This is a genomic window from Oceanobacillus jeddahensis (assembly GCF_000750635.1).
Classification (GTDB): domain Bacteria; phylum Bacillota; class Bacilli; order Bacillales; family Amphibacillaceae; genus Oceanobacillus; species Oceanobacillus jeddahense.
The window spans coordinates 219,518-234,300 of record NZ_CCDM010000002.1 but is presented as its reverse complement, the minus strand read 5'-3'; the positions used below and the strand labels follow the sequence as shown (position 1 = coordinate 234,300).

Here is a 14,783-nt window from a genome sequence, read left to right as displayed (position 1 = left end):
TAATTATGGACATCTTAGCAAGAGATGTAAACATGAAATACTGGTAATGTGACCTGGGTTTGATGATTGACCGGAAGCTCTGTTTGCTGAAGGCCGCTTGTTGTTTTCATAATGGCAGACATCTATCATTCTCAGCTTGCATTACAAAGATTGTAAAGGAGATGAGATTGTGACTGTTAATCATAACGGTTTTATTCTAAATGATGGCTCTGTACTTCCCTTCGTAGGACTAGGCACGATTGGTATTGATGGGGATCAGGGTACATTTGAAATTTTAAACGCCTTGAACCTGGGATACCGTTTAATCGATACTTCAACAAACTATAACAATGAAGGTATTGTCGGGGAAGCTGTGCGTCGATCTGCACTCCCAAGAGAAGAAATTTTAATCAGTGCGAAATTGCCCGGCTCGCACCATGAATACGATAAGGCATTTATCTTTATTCAGGAATCTTTACGCCGCATGGGACTAGAATATTTTGACAAGTATTTAATTCATTGGCCGAACCCTAAAGACGGCAAATATGTAGAAGCTTGGAAGGCTTTAGTGGATGCTCAAAAGCAAGGATTAATCAGAACCATCGGTGTTTCCAACTTTGAACCCGAACATTTAGATAACATTATCGAAGAAACAGGTGTGACGCCTGCTACAAACCAGGTAGAACGTCATCCGTATTTTCATAATAACCGCATGGTTGAAGAAAATGAAAAACGGGGCATTCTTACGGAAGCCTGGAGTCCTTTTGGCCGGGGTTATCTGAATGACGTGCTGGAAAATGCTACAATAAAAGAAATTGCGGATAAATACGATAAAACTCCGGCACAAATTATTGTGAATTGGAACTATCAGGCTGGCGTATTTACTATTCCAAAATCAAGCAATCCAATGCATCAAAAAGATAATATCAATAGCACCAACTTTGAATTATCTCCTGAGGATATGGAAACAATTGATTCATTGGATAAAGGGGAAGACGGCCGTGTAGAAGGACAGGACCCCAACGAATATCACGAATATGTATAGAACGGCCATCTTTTTTGGCATTACAGCCTTTTAAATAAAGGGAAATTTCCTTTAGCGGGCATTTTTTGACGCATAAACATTTTCGATGGAGCGATCGTCCCATCGAAAAGCGTTGTCTCAGACTTCTTGGTGACCTGTGTTCTGCAGGGACAATCCAAACAGATCCATTACTGAGATAAAATCAGTGAAAAAGCTTTAAAAAACAGCCGTGCTTCCTTTTAACATGTAGGAGGCACAGCTGTTTTTGTTTCTTTTTAATTTCCACTCCTTTTCTCATCAAACTCTGTAACTTTTCTCCATGATTGCTATAATGAACAAGTAAGATGTTCAAAAGGGAGAGGAACAAAGCAATGAAATACGATGTCATATTTTTTGATATGGATGATACCTTGTTTGATTTTGGCAAATCGGAGAAAGGGGCTTTACAAAAAACATTTGATGCCTTTGGATTGCCGAACGGTCTTGTAGACTACCGGAGCAGCTACCGCGAAATCAGCAAGGTGCTCTGGGGCGAATTGGAGCAGGGAAAGCTGACGATAACTAAATTAGGATCCGAACGATTTAGAAGATTATTCGAAAAACATAGCCTTTCTATGGATGGAGCAGCATTTAACCATGCTTATCTTGAAAATTTAAGCAAAGAAATATATCTGGTGGATGGTGCTGACGTCTTATTTGATTCGCTTCCTGAACAGCGTTCCGCGATTATCACGAACGGGTTTAAGCATGTGCAATTACCTAAGATAGGAAATTCGCCGCTTCAGAACACGTTTGAAGCGGTGATTATTTCAGAGGAAACGGGTTTTCAAAAACCGGATCGCCGCATATTTGATTATGCTTTTTCCAAGCTTGGACTCACCGATAAAGCGAAAGCATTAATGGTCGGAGATTCCTTAACTTCTGATATGCAGGGCGGAATAAACTATGGAATCGACACATGCTGGTTTAATCCTGACCATAAGGAAAATACGGCAGGAATAGAGCCTACATATGAAATCAACCACTTAACAGAGCTTATTCCGATTGTTAAATGATGGTTAGACAAAGAAGGAAGATTCCCGTATGAAACCTTCCTTCTTTGCTGTTTTTTTCTATTCAATCGGAGCTAGATTTGCTTCAATTTCAGCACGCTTTTCTTCTAAGAATGGCGGTAAATCAAGTTTTTCTCCCAAATGCTCGACATCCCCGTCAACAGTGAATCCCGGACCATCTGTTGCGATTTCAAACAAAATACCATTGGATTCGCGGAAATATAAGCTTTTAAAGTAGAAACGATCCACGATGCCGGAAGTTCGGAATCCGCGTTCCTTGACTTGTTCTTCCCAATATTGAAGCTCTTCATCGTTTTTTACACGAATTGCTAAATGATGAACGCTGCCACGACCCGGTCTTTCAGAGGGCCCGTCTAAATATTTCACAACGACTTCTCCAAAAACCTGACCTGGAACAGATTGAAAAATAGCTTCCCGCTCGCTGCGGCTGACCTCTGTGTAACCAAACATATCTGTCAATGTGGACGCCAGCTTATCCAGTCTTCTTACGGTTATTTCCACAGAGCCCATACCTTGGATTTGGTATTCAATAGGAACTTCTGACTTTTCCCAGCTTTCCCAGTGGTCTGCTTGTTCTCCATTTGCAACAAGCAATACCATCTGCAGTCCTTCTGGATCTTCGAATTTCATTGCAGTTCGATTGGCATACGTTGTTACCCCACTGTGTAATACATTGTACGTATCAAAGCGCTTTTCCCAATAACGCAGACTCTCTTCCGATGGAACCAACAGACCGATTCGAGTAATGGCATTTGTTCCTCGATGCGTGTTGCCAACCATCGGGATCTCAAAAAAGGTCAACTCCGTACCTGGACTGCCTGTTTTATCACCGTAAAACAAGTGATACATGGAAGGGTCATCTTGGTTCACTGTCATTTTCACACGGCGTAAACCTAATACATCACGATAAAAACGATTATTTTCATTTGCATTTTTTGTAACCATCGAAATATGGTGGTGTCCTGGAATGGTATACATAAATCATCTCTCCTTTATCAGTTTACTAGTCAAGTTATAGCAAAAAAAATAATAGACATATTATTTTTTTAATTTGCTTTCTGTATGCTTCTGCAGCTTCGACATCAGCGTATATAGTGTTCGCTGTTCGTCTTCTGTTAAACAATCATCAACCATAGACGTTTGAAAAGCCAGCTGATGTTCAAAAACTTCCTCTATCTTGGTTTCTCCCTTTGACGTCAAACTTATCCATTTTGTTTTCCAATCCTGCTTACGCTGAATATATCCTTCCTGCTCCAGCCGGGCAAGCATACGTGAAATGCCACCCTCTGATACGGTCACTCGGTCAGCAAGCTCACTCTGCACGAGCGGCTGATAAGACCAAATCTGATTTAATACATCAAATTGGGCTACGGTAATATCAAATTGCTTTAGAAAGTCATTGGACAGCAGATTGCTCTGATGCATGAAGCGGGCAATCCGAAGCCAAATCAAGGAACCAAGGGTATTCTTTTTCATTCGCCTCATATCCTTTCTATATCTTCATTTTACTACTCAAGTGATAAGAATGCAATAAAAATATATTTAATTAAAGATATTTTTGCGAGAATTATATTAAAAGAAGGCTACCCTTAATTCGGATAACCTTCCCTTCATATACATTAAGCATGAATCCGTTTATTCAACGAAACCATTTCTAATAAACCTAACGCAGCTTCTCCGCCCTTATTCCCTGCTTTTGTACCAGCTCTCTCCAATGCCTGTTCAATCGTTTCTGTTGTCAGCACACCAAACATCACAGGAATTTCTGCATTCAAGCCAATTTGCGCAATGCCTTTAGCTGCTTCATTACTGACAAGTTCATAGTGTGTGGTTGCACCGCGAATAATCGCTCCAAGGGTAATAATCCCATCATACTTTTTTGTCTTTTCCACCTGCTTTGTCACATACGGAAGTTCAAAAGCACCTGGCACCCAGAAAATATCGATATCTTCTTCGCTTACCCCATGTCTTTTCAAAATATCCTTGGCACCTTCCAATAATTTAGATGTAATCAGCTCATTAAACCTGGACACCGTGATGGCTATTTTTAATTGCTCTCCTTGAAACATTCCTTCATATACAGTCATAATCATTCTCCTTCTACAGATAATAAATGGTGAAATTTATCTTTTTTTATTTTTAAATAGTGTTTATTTTCATGATAAACAGTTGTTTCCAATGGTACCCTTTGAGCCACCTCAATACCGTATTGCTGTAATTCCTTTACTTTATCCGGATTATTCGTCAGCAAGCGGATTTTTGATATCCCTTCCTTTTTCAACAACCACGCGGCGATATCATAATGGCGCTCATCCGGAAGAAAGCCGAGAGAAACATTCGCTTCATAGGTGTCTGCCCCCTGCTCCTGCAATTCATATGTTTTTAATTTATTCAGCAATCCAATTCCTCTTCCTTCCTGCCTTAAATATAGAATAGCGCCCCGCCCTGCATCAGCAATCATTTGCATGGCTCTCTCCAGCTGTTCACCGCAATCACAGCGATGGGAACCGAAAATATCTCCAGTTAAGCATTCCGAATGCACTCTGACTAATAGAGGCTCCTCGATATCCTTGATTTCTCCCATTGATAACACGAGCTGATCTTTGCCTTCTTTGTCCTGATAAAGGGACAAGTCAAAGTCTCCATGCTTGGTCGGCAGCTTCACTTTGGCATTTGCCTGGATACTGGAATAAGCAAAATAATCTGCAAGCTCTTCGATGGTAACTAGCGGCATATTCCATTCTGCCGCAAGCTGTTTTAAATCCTGCAGCCGAGCCATGTCCCCGTCTTCCTTTAAAATTTCACAAATATAGGCTGCTTCGCTGTCTCCTGCCAGTTTTGCTAAATCAACCGCCGCCTCCGTGTGACCCCTGCGTTCCAGTACCCCGCCGTTTTTCGCTATTAACGGGAAAATATGGCCGGGCCTGTTGAAATCAGCCGCTTGGCTACTTCTATTTGCCAATTCCTGAATCGTCTTTGCCCGTTCAAATGCTGAAATCCCTGTGGTTGTTTCTTTATGATCGACACTAATAGTGAATGCTGTTTGATATTCATCAGTATTTTCACTGGTCATTTCCCATAAATTTAAGTTCTTGGCAATGTTTTCAGAAACCGGCGCGCATATCAATCCCCGGGCATGCTTTGTCATAAAGTTGATTGTTTCCGCAGTTGCTTTGCTGGAAAGACCAACTAAATCGCCCTCTGCTTCCCTGTCCTCATCATCTGCAACAATAATCAGCCGCCCTTGTTTCAATGCAGTAACAGCTGCTTCGATATGGTTTATCATCTTTATTTCCCCTCTATTCTCCAATGTATTTACTCCATAGCTGATTCTTTTCCGTACCGATCATAGCTTTGATATATTTTCCGAGTATATCCGTCTCTACATTTACGAATTCGCCTTGTTTTAACTGACCCAGATTAGTATGGTTCATCGAATAAGGAATGAGTGAAACACTAAATGATCCAGGTGTAACAGCTGACACCGTTAAACTTATTCCGTTAATCGCAACAGATCCTTGAGCCACAATTTCTCCTTGAATTTGCGGCGGATAATAAAATGTGAGAATGACGGAATTCTCCTTTTTTACTTTTTTGGTCAATCGCGTGGTAGTGTCTGCGTGTCCTGAAACAATATGTCCCTCTAACCGTCCATTTGCAGGCATCGCCCGTTCCAGATTGACCGCCGCGTGTACACGCAAATCAGAGAATGTTGTTTTATGAAATGTTTCCGGCATAATATCTACTGTAAAGTCGGAATCGGTCACTTCGATGGCAGTCAGGCAAACCCCATTGATTGCCATACTGTCTCCAACTTGATAATCCTGCAGAAGTTCTCTGGAGGCCGTGCATGTCAATTCAATATGCCGGCTTGCTTTTTTGATTTTCTTGACTGTCCCTACTTCCTGAATTAACCCTGTAAACATCCTTCTTCTCCCTCCTGCTTACGATTCGTATATCCTCACCAACAGCTTCCACACTTTGTAAAGCTAAAGACGTTACAGACGAAACCTTTCTATCGCTATAAAAAGCAGGCGCCCCATTGCCGCCAATCAGCTTAGGCGAGATATACGTAATAACTTCTTCAAATTTATTTTCTGCCAGGAATGCATCATGAATTTTGCTTCCCCCTTCCACATAAACCGATTGAATCCCTTCTTTCTGCAAATAATCAACTACTTTAGGGATTGTCCAATGACTGTCTGGAATTAACCGGACATGCTCAGGTATATTCGCGATGGAATCGTTTTTTGTAAATACCCACACTGGAAGAGACTCTTTATAAATCTGGTATTTTTCAAAATCCAGTGTTTGTCCTCTCCGGTCTAAAATGATACGAACCGGTGGAAAATCAGTGATTACACTTGGTAATAGCTTGGGATCATCCGCTAAAACGGTCCGGCTTCCTGTCAAAACAGCCTGATAAAATTGCCGCTCTTCACGTACTTTTTTATAGGTTTCTTCTCCTGTAAGATACGTCCGCTGAAACGGATCAACAGATAGCTTCCCATCCAGGCTGACAGCTTGTTTTAATACAATATAAGGCTGCTGTCTCCTGTGAAAATAGTTATAGTGCTTGTTCAACGCTTCCGCTTTTTCCTGCAATATACCAGAAATGACTTGTATCCCTTGTGATTCTAAATAAGCTTTTCCTTTGCCTGCTACAACTGGATTGGGGTCAAGCTGTGCAATCACCACCTTGGAAATACCGCTGTCTATAATCATTTGGGTACAAGGGGGTTGTTTTCCAGTATGATTGCATGGCTCCAGCGTCACATATATTGTTGCATCGATTATCTCTTCGGGGGATTCACATTGGTCAATGGCCATTTTTTCAGCATGCTTGTCACCATATTTCGAATGATAGCCAGTTGCTAAAATGACATCGTCTTTCACGATTACTGCACCGACTAATGGGTTGGTATATGTCTTTCCTCTTCCTAAACGGGCAAGCTCTATTGCTTTTTCCATATACAGTTCGTTCATGTGTTTCCTCCTTTCTAAAACATAAAAAAGCCCCGCGAAAATTTTTTCACGAGGCATACTTAAATAGACCATGTCGATTCACCTAAACAAGGTTTTATGTACGCAAAAAGAATACACTACACCCATTCATGTGCTGACTTACGTTCTCTTCTCCCATCCAGACTATTACTGTCGGCTCTAGAATCTCACTAGATCCACCGCTAAACGCGGGTCACGGACTTCAAACCTTATATGTTTGTCACCGTCGGTCGGGAATTACACCCTGCCCCGAAGAAAAATATTCGATTATCTAAGAGAATAAACGCATTTTATAAAATTGTCAAACAGCGAAATACATTTTTTATTGCAGTCAGTGATCACCCTAATGGTTCGACTAACCTTAGTGGCAGTCTATTTTTAACCAATAATTATTTTGCAAAAAAAGAGATAATTTCAAATAAGGATGTATGATTGACAATCTTATTAAAGTGATTTAGGGTATAGAACGGTGGAATTATACTTCCGTTGCTGGGGTATGATTCCACTTTTTATGTTGCTGCGTTTCTATTAGAGGATGTTCAAAAAGTCCACAAATGATAAGCGGCGAATTTCTACGTTGATATGATTTTTCCAATGGGGTCTGCGATTGCTTGCCCTACCAAGACCGTTACTCACGTATTATAAAGCATACGCTCCGTTCGTAAAAATCATATCGCCTTGATCTTCTTGCTTCTAATTAGGAACTTTTTGAACACGCATTATTACCTATTTCATGATATTAAAATGACATATTGGGGAGTTTTTATATTTCCCATCGTAAAAAATGGAAATAATCATTAAATAGAAATTTGGATTCGGAGGAAGAATAAACGTGTAGAACAATTCAACAAACTGGAGGAAAAAAAGGAATGCAAGATTCAAATAAAAAGAAGTCTTCTTTAGATTTACCCACATTTCTGATAAGTGGCGGTGCGCTCATCTTATTTGTCATAGCTGCGCTTATTAATGCAGACTTTGTTGCAAATATGGTGGACACTCTATTTGGCTGGTCAGCTACTTATTTTGGAATCATTTATCAGATCGTTATACTCGGAACATTTTTTATTGCATTAATATTAGCCTTTTCGAAATATGGAAAAATTCGATTGGGTAATGTTAACAAGCCAGAGATGAGTACCTTTAAATGGATTTCCATTATCATGTGTACTTTATTAGCAGGAGGCGGTGTGTTTTGGGCAGCTGCAGAACCCCTCAGTCACTTTTTGGAGGTCCCGCCTCATTTTTCCGGAATTGAAAATGCATCACCGGAAGCCGTTGTGCCTGCGCTTGCCATGAGCTTTGTGGATTGGGGATTTCTTTCATGGGCCATTTTAGGGACACTTGGTACAATTGTGTTAATGTATTCCCATTATCATAAAGGAATGCCATTAAAGCCAAGGTCACTTCTCTATCCTATCTTTGGAGAAAAAATTATTTATAAGAGTGCATTCGGAACCATTGTCGACTCCTTTGCCATTATATCCGTGGCAGCCGGAACGATTGGACCGATTGGATTTTTAGGTTTACAGGCAGGTTATGGGTTAAGTACCATCACAAACTTACCTAACACCTTAACCGTTCATATCATTATTATTATCTTACTTGTAATTGCTGCAGCTATCTCTGCTGTATCGGGTCTTCACAGAGGTATTCAGGTTTTAAGCAGCTTTAATGTTGTTTTAGCTGTCGCATTAATTATTGGCGTACTGATACTTGGCCCTGGATACTTTATCTTTAATCATTATTTGGAAGCATTCGGGCTCTATGTTAATGAACTTATCCCCTTCAGCACTTATCGTGGTGATGAGGCATGGCTCAGCTTATGGACGGTGTTTTTCTTTGCATGGTTTATCGGCTATGGTCCTATGATGGCAGTTTTCTCAGCCCGTATTTCACGTGGGCGTACCATACGTGAGCTTATTGTAGCAGTTGCGATTATCGCTCCTGTCGTTGCTACGTTCTGGTTCGCTGTTATCGGCGGTACGGGGATCTTTCAGGAATTAGAACTTCCAGGTTCCATATCAACCGCATTAAATGAAGCCGGGCAACCAGCTGCCATGATGGCAATTACAGAACAATTACCGCTGGGAACCATTTTCAGTTTCTTATTTTTATTAGCTACAGTCATCTTTGTATTAACGACGACAGACTCTATGTCACTGACAATATCCATGGCTATTTCCGGTAATGGACATCCGCCAAGATGGTTAAGAGCTTTCTACGCAATGGTTATGGGCTTGGTAGCTATTGTTCTTGTGACACTGGGCGAAAACAGTATTAATGCATTACAGTCGTTTATCGTCGTTACTGCGGTTCCGGTTGTATTCTTATTGTTAACCACCTTCTGGACTGCACCGAAAGCAGTTAAAGATTTATACGAAAATCATAAAAAAGAAACGTTATAACATGTATAAGCAGGCCATTCCATTTATTAGGAAGGCCTGCTTTTATATTGTGAAAGAATTTTAAGCCACTACCCGCTCTATATCAATTCTTAGCTATACAAAATATAAAGCGGTCATCAGGACTCCAAATATGTTCTTCATCAGCAATATAGCCCCGTAACCATAATTCTCCTTGAATCCGCCGAAGGTAAAATCCTTTAGGAACATTCACATCCTCACTAAAAATCTTTGAAGCTATTGTTATGGAACCATAAGGTGCTCGATTTTGAAGCTGATTTCCCTCATCCCCTTCTGTTTGATTTAAATACGCTAACCTTAAGTATGGTGCGAGCTCAAGTGGACAAATTTCCAAATCAGATTGGGCAGCTTTGCTATAGAGTTGAGCTGTCACAGCTCCATCAATAAAACCCAAATCCTTTACAGCAAGTTCAACAACCTTCATTCTATAGCGTTCTTCAGACACTTCAAAATACTCACTAGCCATTAGTTCCTCAGCCAGTCTGTTCATAAATATATTATTTTCGTTCATTTTTTTAATTAATTCGTGCTGCGTATGACCGCCTACCTCTATTGTCTTTATATTTGCATCATCATATTGATACGTTTTTTCATTTTTTGTCATGACATAGGCACTCCTTAGATTTTTCTATTTCCAATTCAGGTTCAAAACTATTTATATAAGCTAACTGAACACTTTTTCGCTCAACTATTATAACACAATATTAAGAATATTATGCTATAATAGTTCTAATAAAAGATTGGAACGAATTAACAATCTAACTCAGCCTATTTATACTTCACCCTGCTTCTTCATCTCTTTTTCAACAAATATACGAAAGGAGAGGTCTCAATGCCCCATTCCATTTTAAACCAGACAAATACAATTTTTATTCATGTCAGCGATTTAGAAAGATCCGTTATATGGTATAGCAATTTATTAAACCAGCAAGCTGATCTTTCAAAAGTGTCACGCCCGGTTTATAACCTGGAAATGAACCAGCATACCGGTATTACACTGGATGCAGGGCCGCCTGGTACAACTAAAGAAATTTCACCACAGCCGCACCCTCTGTTTAATTTTCACACGGACGATATTCATCAGGCTTATAAGTATATCGAAAAATTAGGGTATACAATTGCAGCGGAGATTACAGAATTTGATGACTTTGCTTTCTTCAATGTGAATGATCCTGATGGAAATGTAATTATGATTTGCAATGGATAAAGTGATGGCTGCTTTATATCAGAAAGCAGATACCCATGTTAAAAATAACTGCTGCCATCTTCTCTTTTAACTAGCAACAGTTATTTTTCATGCACGCATATTAGTCGATGGAAGCCTTAAAAAGGAAAGCCGCTCAACCCTCATCTTTTTATAATCATCCAATTTCTTCTTTTACTATTTCCAAGCCCAGCTCCTCCAGCAGTTCAAAATAATGTGGGAATGTTTTAGAAACACAGCCCGGATCATCTATCTGAATTCCCTCTATCCTTGACCCAATCAATGCGAATGCCATCGCAACCCGGTGATCATCATAGGTATGCAGCAAAGCTGGTTTTGGAGTACCTGGATAAATCTTCAGCCCCTCATCGTATTCCTCTGTTTTGATTTCCATCCTGGTTAATGCTTCACAAATAGCACTTATCCGGTTAGATTCATGATGACGGATATGGCCGATATCCTTGATCGTTACCGGACCATCCGCAAATGGAGCAATTGCAGCTAACGTCAGAGCCTGATCGGACATTTCCTTCATCGATATTTCAAAATCACCTTTTAATTGTGCAGCCCCTTCTAATTCAATATAAGAAGCCTCTCTTGTCACTTTACATCCCATTTTCTCAAAAACCTCCAGCATGTGAATATCCGGCTGCTTTGTTTTTGTGGTCAGTCCATTTATGCGTATTCTGCCATTTGTTATCGCAGCCAGCGCCCATAAGTAACAGGCCGCAGAAACATCTGGCTCCAAATGGAGTTCTTTCGCTTTGAACGGTTGAGGATTGATAACGATTTTTTGGAGCGCATGATCATATTGTACTTCTGCACCAAACTCCTTCATTAAATCCAGGGTTAAGTAAACATAAGCATGCTGGACAATTTCATCCTTGATGGTAACTGTCGTCGTTTCCTTAAAATACGGTGCAGCAATCAGTACTCCACTGATAAATTGGCTGGATATAGAGCCGGATAAAGTTGCTTCTCCTCCCTTCATTTCAGTGCCTTTAATTCCCAGCGGATAATAATCTTTATCAGCCAGATAGCTGATATCAGCACCAAGTGTTCTTAAGGTATCGATTAGCGGCGCAACCGGTCTTTTGCTCATACTTTGACTTGCCTCCAGTCTCCACTCCCCTTCACGGGATCCTGCCAATACTCCTGGAAGAAATCTTGCAATCGTTCCTGCTGCACCAATATATAAATTATTTGATCTTAAATGTCCGCCGTTTCCCTTAATATACGCTATATCGGCCTGCAGCTCGATCTCTATTCCTAATTGCTTTAAAACCTCGATACACCAATATGAATCATCACTTTTTAAAATACCGCTCAATTTAGAGTTTCCTTCTGCTAAAGCACTCATTATAAGTGCTCTGTTCGTCATGCTTTTACTCCCCGGAATGGTAATAGAACCATTTATTTCTTGCTTCCCGGGGGAAAGACTTATCCTGGTGACTCCCTCCAAAGAAGTCCAGGGGCTTCTTGCCTTGCTGTCAAACAGCTTATTTTCTCCCATCCTTATCATCTCCTCCATCATTCATTGTTTGATATTCATTATAATTAGAATTATGATATAAATGAAATTATTATTTTTAATAAATGCTATAGGTGGTGTCTATACCATGGATGTAGACTTATATCGTGTTTTCTATATAACAGCTATCGAAAAGAATTTTAGCAGAGCAGCAACCCGGCTTTTTATTACGCAGCCCAGTGTCAGTCATTCTATTAAGCAATTAGAAAATGAACTGGAAATTCAGCTGTTTACCAGGACTTCAAAGGGAGTTCTGCTTACGAAAGAAGGGGAAGTGCTATTTGAATATCTCAAACAAGCGTTTGATTTAATTGATCGCGCAGAACAAAAAATAAATGAAATGAAAAATTTGCAAAGCGGGTCTGTTACCGTTGGAGGAAGCGATTCAACATGCAAGCATTATCTGCTCCCTTATATACAGACTTTTCAGGATCTGTATCCAGATATTCAAATCAAATTACAACACGGATCTACCCCGCAGATTTTAGAAAAACTGACAAATGGATTAATTGATATTGGGATTGTCCACCTGCCAGTTGATCAGAACCATGTTTCTATAAAAGATTTCCTGGATATTCATAGCACTTTTGTTGTTGGAAAAAGGTTTCAACATCTATCAAAAGAAAAGCGCTCTCTGTCAGTCATTCAAGAATACCCGCTTATTTCTTTTTCAGAAGCCAGCAGCTCCAGAAAATTTCTCCATCAGCTTTTTGTTAAGCATGGTTTGGACGTGAAGCCGGATATTGAAGTTGGCAGTGTGGACTTATTAATCGAATGCGCAAAAATCGGAATGGGAGCAGCGTTTGTTACCAAAGAGCTGGTATCAGAAGAATTAGCTGAAAAAGAATTATTTGAAGTAACCATAAATGAAGCTATTGAAAAAAGAAAAATTGGATTAGCCACCAATAAAGGAGCTTCGCTATCCTTAGCAACTGAGACATTTTTTAATCACTTGCTGACATAAGGCAGGAAAGCAGGTTCCATGCATGCGAAAAAGCATACAGGTTTATTCATGGCATAAACCTGTATGCTTTTTATTCTCTATTCAAATTTATATCATTTCGTTTTTCACTGAAAAAATATACGAATATCAGATTAAAATATTTAAAATTCCACATAAAACGGATGCATACTTTCATCCAAGCAATACCGGATTCGTTCTCTGAAATTTTTAAGTGTTACCATCTCCAAAGCCTGCTCAATCGGAAAGAATCCAACTTCCAAACTTTCCGGTGAGGTTGTAAACTCCCCTCCAACCGGTTTAGCTAAAAATAACGTATTACAAACGGAGCGGTTTACATTTTGAAATACACCGCAAAATTTTAAGACCTCCACATCAATTCCCGATTCTTCCTTTGTTTCTCTGACAGCAGCAGCTTTTAAAGATTCACCCTCTTCCACTTGTCCGCCAGGCATTTCCCAACCTCTTCTTGGTCCTTTAATTAGCAAAAGCTCATTCTTTTCATTCCGTACGATCGTTGCTGCAGATAAGATATGCTTTGGTGGTGTGAAATTTTCTCGAGTATTTTGACCCAATAATATTCCTCCTTTAACCATTATTGATTAAATTTTAACGCTATTCATTCAAAAGGATATAGATATTCTTTATTCATCTCTTTAAAACACTCTATTACATTCATTTTGCTTTCATCCCTTTTCATGCTCAGGCCTTAAAAACAGCGATCTATCGATCACAGAAGCTATATTAATTTGCGGATATTTACGTTGTATCAGCCGGTAAACCTCCTGTACAATCCCTTCTAATTCACTTAAAGCAGCTGAAGGCTCTCCCATAAAAACGAATTCCAGCCGTTTGAATATATTTTCAGGGACGAGAGACATCGATTCCAATGTCTGCTTCTGCCATTTAAAAGCAGGATGGTGGACATATTGTTTATTTAAGCCAGACAGCATTCCCATGATATTTGTCTGCACATCGGTCATTACTTTATACAGCATCAGCCAGTCCCGGCGATGCAATAAAGCCGCCCGGTTCGTCCAGCTGTTGCCTAAAAACATGTATTCTTTTATCATGGCAATACTTAATTCATCCGGATATTGGCTTACCTTTTTCTTCAATTGTTTTATTAGCTCTTCACCGCTTAACATGACACCATCATATACAGCAGCTGCAAGGCATTGCTTATACACATCCGGATTATAGGACACAACGACATCATTTATGATTCCTTTTATACTATTTGTTAAAAAACTACTTATTTCTAATTTTATCCCCTCGACAACATAGGATTCTGACCACTCCTCCTCTTCATATGGATAAAAATCAATAATATCCCCTGCCAATTCTGTAATTGGCATTTTTCTATCCTCATCTGTCGGCGGTTCCTTCCAAAAAATAAACAGCTCAATATCTGAATAGGAATCCTGCCAATTTCTGGACACCGAACCGCCCAGTAAAACAGCTTCTACTTTTAAATTTGATTGATACACCTTTGCAGCCTTTGATGCCATTATATTTAAATCCATCATCCTGCCTCCACGTATTACGTTAATTTTTTATGTAATGATTTTGATGATTTTAGTG

The 14,783-nt window shown here is 39.8% G+C and carries 15 protein-coding genes and 1 riboswitch; of the genes, 5 read left to right on the top strand and 10 right to left on the bottom strand.

All coding sequences use genetic code 11. The annotated features are described in order from the left end of the window. The first annotated feature begins 169 nt into the window (after positions 1-169). Both BN986_RS08905 and BN986_RS08900 read left to right on the top strand, forming a co-directional pair. On the top strand, positions 170-1,024 hold the full coding sequence (locus tag BN986_RS08905) for an aldo/keto reductase (RefSeq protein WP_040979464.1): 855 nt from the start codon (positions 170-172) through the stop codon (positions 1,022-1,024). 350 nt (positions 1,025-1,374) lie between these two features. Next, the gene (locus BN986_RS08900) at positions 1,375-2,058 is read left to right on the top strand and encodes a YjjG family noncanonical pyrimidine nucleotidase (protein WP_040979463.1); all 684 of its coding nucleotides are present in this window, start codon (positions 1,375-1,377) and stop codon (positions 2,056-2,058) included. Between the two features lie 57 nt (positions 2,059-2,115). On the opposite strand, the gene BN986_RS08895 is transcribed toward BN986_RS08900, so the two are convergent. The 6 genes from BN986_RS08895 to ribD all read right to left on the bottom strand — a co-directional run bounded on the left by BN986_RS08895 (position 2,116) and on the right by ribD (position 7,062). Then, on the bottom strand, positions 2,116-3,054 hold the full coding sequence (locus tag BN986_RS08895) for a ring-cleaving dioxygenase (protein ID WP_040979462.1): 939 nt from the start codon (positions 3,052-3,054) through the stop codon (positions 2,116-2,118). 60 nt (positions 3,055-3,114) lie between these two features. Beyond that, positions 3,115-3,552, bottom strand: a complete 438-nt coding sequence (locus BN986_RS08890; protein ID WP_040979461.1) for a MarR family winged helix-turn-helix transcriptional regulator — start codon at positions 3,550-3,552, stop codon at positions 3,115-3,117. Between the two features lie 143 nt (positions 3,553-3,695). Next, complete coding sequence (ribH, locus tag BN986_RS08885; protein ID WP_040979460.1) at positions 3,696-4,163, bottom strand: 6,7-dimethyl-8-ribityllumazine synthase; 468 nt, start codon at positions 4,161-4,163, stop codon at positions 3,696-3,698. 2 nt (positions 4,164-4,165) lie between these two features. Further along, entirely contained in the window at positions 4,166-5,362 is a 1,197-nt protein-coding gene (locus BN986_RS08880) for a bifunctional 3,4-dihydroxy-2-butanone-4-phosphate synthase/GTP cyclohydrolase II (RefSeq protein ID WP_040979459.1), read from the bottom strand. Positions 5,363-5,375: 13 nt separating this feature from the next. Further along, the gene (locus BN986_RS08875; RefSeq protein ID WP_040979458.1) at positions 5,376-6,002 is read right to left on the bottom strand and encodes a riboflavin synthase; all 627 of its coding nucleotides are present in this window, start codon (positions 6,000-6,002) and stop codon (positions 5,376-5,378) included. Further along, positions 5,935-7,062 (bottom strand): bifunctional diaminohydroxyphosphoribosylaminopyrimidine deaminase/5-amino-6-(5-phosphoribosylamino)uracil reductase RibD, encoded by a 1,128-nt coding sequence (ribD, locus tag BN986_RS08870; RefSeq protein WP_052400719.1) that lies wholly within the window; start codon positions 7,060-7,062, stop codon positions 5,935-5,937. Before ribD ends, BN986_RS08875 begins: the two co-directional genes overlap by 68 nt. Before the next feature lie 141 nt (positions 7,063-7,203). Then, a riboswitch (FMN riboswitch) is annotated at positions 7,204-7,341 on the bottom strand. Between the two features lie 608 nt (positions 7,342-7,949). Between ribD and BN986_RS08865 the strand changes: the two genes are divergently transcribed. Next, a complete protein-coding gene (locus BN986_RS08865) occupies positions 7,950-9,485 on the top strand; it encodes a BCCT family transporter (protein WP_040979457.1) in 1,536 nt (511 codons plus the stop codon). 82 nt (positions 9,486-9,567) lie between these two features. On the opposite strand, the gene BN986_RS08860 is transcribed toward BN986_RS08865, so the two are convergent. Beyond that, entirely contained in the window at positions 9,568-10,107 is a 540-nt protein-coding gene (locus tag BN986_RS08860; RefSeq protein ID WP_052400718.1) for a hypothetical protein, read from the bottom strand. 228 nt (positions 10,108-10,335) lie between these two features. On the opposite strand from BN986_RS08860, the gene BN986_RS08855 reads away from it, so the two are divergent. Continuing rightward, a complete protein-coding gene (locus BN986_RS08855; protein WP_040979456.1) occupies positions 10,336-10,710 on the top strand; it encodes a VOC family protein in 375 nt (124 codons plus the stop codon). Positions 10,711-10,864: 154 nt separating this feature from the next. Here the strand turns inward: BN986_RS08855 and aroA are convergent, their stop codons facing one another. Beyond that, positions 10,865-12,220: a 3-phosphoshikimate 1-carboxyvinyltransferase gene (gene aroA / locus BN986_RS08850; protein WP_040979455.1), complete on the bottom strand. Its 1,356-nt coding sequence runs from the start codon at positions 12,218-12,220 to the stop codon at positions 10,865-10,867. Between the two features lie 106 nt (positions 12,221-12,326). On the opposite strand from aroA, the gene BN986_RS08845 reads away from it, so the two are divergent. Beyond that, positions 12,327-13,202: a LysR family transcriptional regulator gene (locus BN986_RS08845; protein ID WP_040979454.1), complete on the top strand. Its 876-nt coding sequence runs from the start codon at positions 12,327-12,329 to the stop codon at positions 13,200-13,202. A gap of 140 nt (positions 13,203-13,342) precedes the next feature. Here the strand turns inward: BN986_RS08845 and BN986_RS08840 are convergent, their stop codons facing one another. Further along, positions 13,343-13,774, bottom strand: a complete 432-nt coding sequence (locus tag BN986_RS08840) for an NUDIX hydrolase (RefSeq protein WP_040979453.1) — start codon at positions 13,772-13,774, stop codon at positions 13,343-13,345. A gap of 111 nt (positions 13,775-13,885) precedes the next feature. Further along, positions 13,886-14,725 (bottom strand): DUF4037 domain-containing protein, encoded by an 840-nt coding sequence (locus BN986_RS08835; protein ID WP_052400716.1) that lies wholly within the window; start codon positions 14,723-14,725, stop codon positions 13,886-13,888. Between the last annotated feature and the right edge of the window lie 58 nt (positions 14,726-14,783).

What these genes read in the sequence shown, in the direction of transcription:
- BN986_RS08900 (WP_040979463.1), top strand. Translation starts at nt 1,375, where the DNA reads ATGAAATACGATGTCATATTTTTTGATATGGATGATACCTTGTTTGAT.
- BN986_RS08895 (WP_040979462.1), bottom strand. Translation starts at nt 3,054, where the DNA reads ATGTATACCATTCCAGGACACCACCATATTTCGATGGTTACAAAAAAT.
- BN986_RS08890 (WP_040979461.1), bottom strand. Translation starts at nt 3,552, where the DNA reads ATGAAAAAGAATACCCTTGGTTCCTTGATTTGGCTTCGGATTGCCCGC.
- ribH (WP_040979460.1), bottom strand. Translation starts at nt 4,163, where the DNA reads ATGACTGTATATGAAGGAATGTTTCAAGGAGAGCAATTAAAAATAGCC.
- BN986_RS08880 (WP_040979459.1), bottom strand. Translation starts at nt 5,362, where the DNA reads ATGATAAACCATATCGAAGCAGCTGTTACTGCATTGAAACAAGGGCGG.
- BN986_RS08875 (WP_040979458.1), bottom strand. Translation starts at nt 6,002, where the DNA reads ATGTTTACAGGGTTAATTCAGGAAGTAGGGACAGTCAAGAAAATCAAA.
- ribD (WP_052400719.1), bottom strand. Translation starts at nt 7,062, where the DNA reads ATGAACGAACTGTATATGGAAAAAGCAATAGAGCTTGCCCGTTTAGGA.
- BN986_RS08865 (WP_040979457.1), top strand. Translation starts at nt 7,950, where the DNA reads ATGCAAGATTCAAATAAAAAGAAGTCTTCTTTAGATTTACCCACATTT.
- BN986_RS08860 (WP_052400718.1), bottom strand. Translation starts at nt 10,107, where the DNA reads ATGACAAAAAATGAAAAAACGTATCAATATGATGATGCAAATATAAAG.
- BN986_RS08855 (WP_040979456.1), top strand. Translation starts at nt 10,336, where the DNA reads ATGCCCCATTCCATTTTAAACCAGACAAATACAATTTTTATTCATGTC.
- aroA (WP_040979455.1), bottom strand. Translation starts at nt 12,220, where the DNA reads ATGGGAGAAAATAAGCTGTTTGACAGCAAGGCAAGAAGCCCCTGGACT.
- BN986_RS08845 (WP_040979454.1), top strand. Translation starts at nt 12,327, where the DNA reads ATGGATGTAGACTTATATCGTGTTTTCTATATAACAGCTATCGAAAAG.
- BN986_RS08835 (WP_052400716.1), bottom strand. Translation starts at nt 14,725, where the DNA reads ATGGATTTAAATATAATGGCATCAAAGGCTGCAAAGGTGTATCAATCA.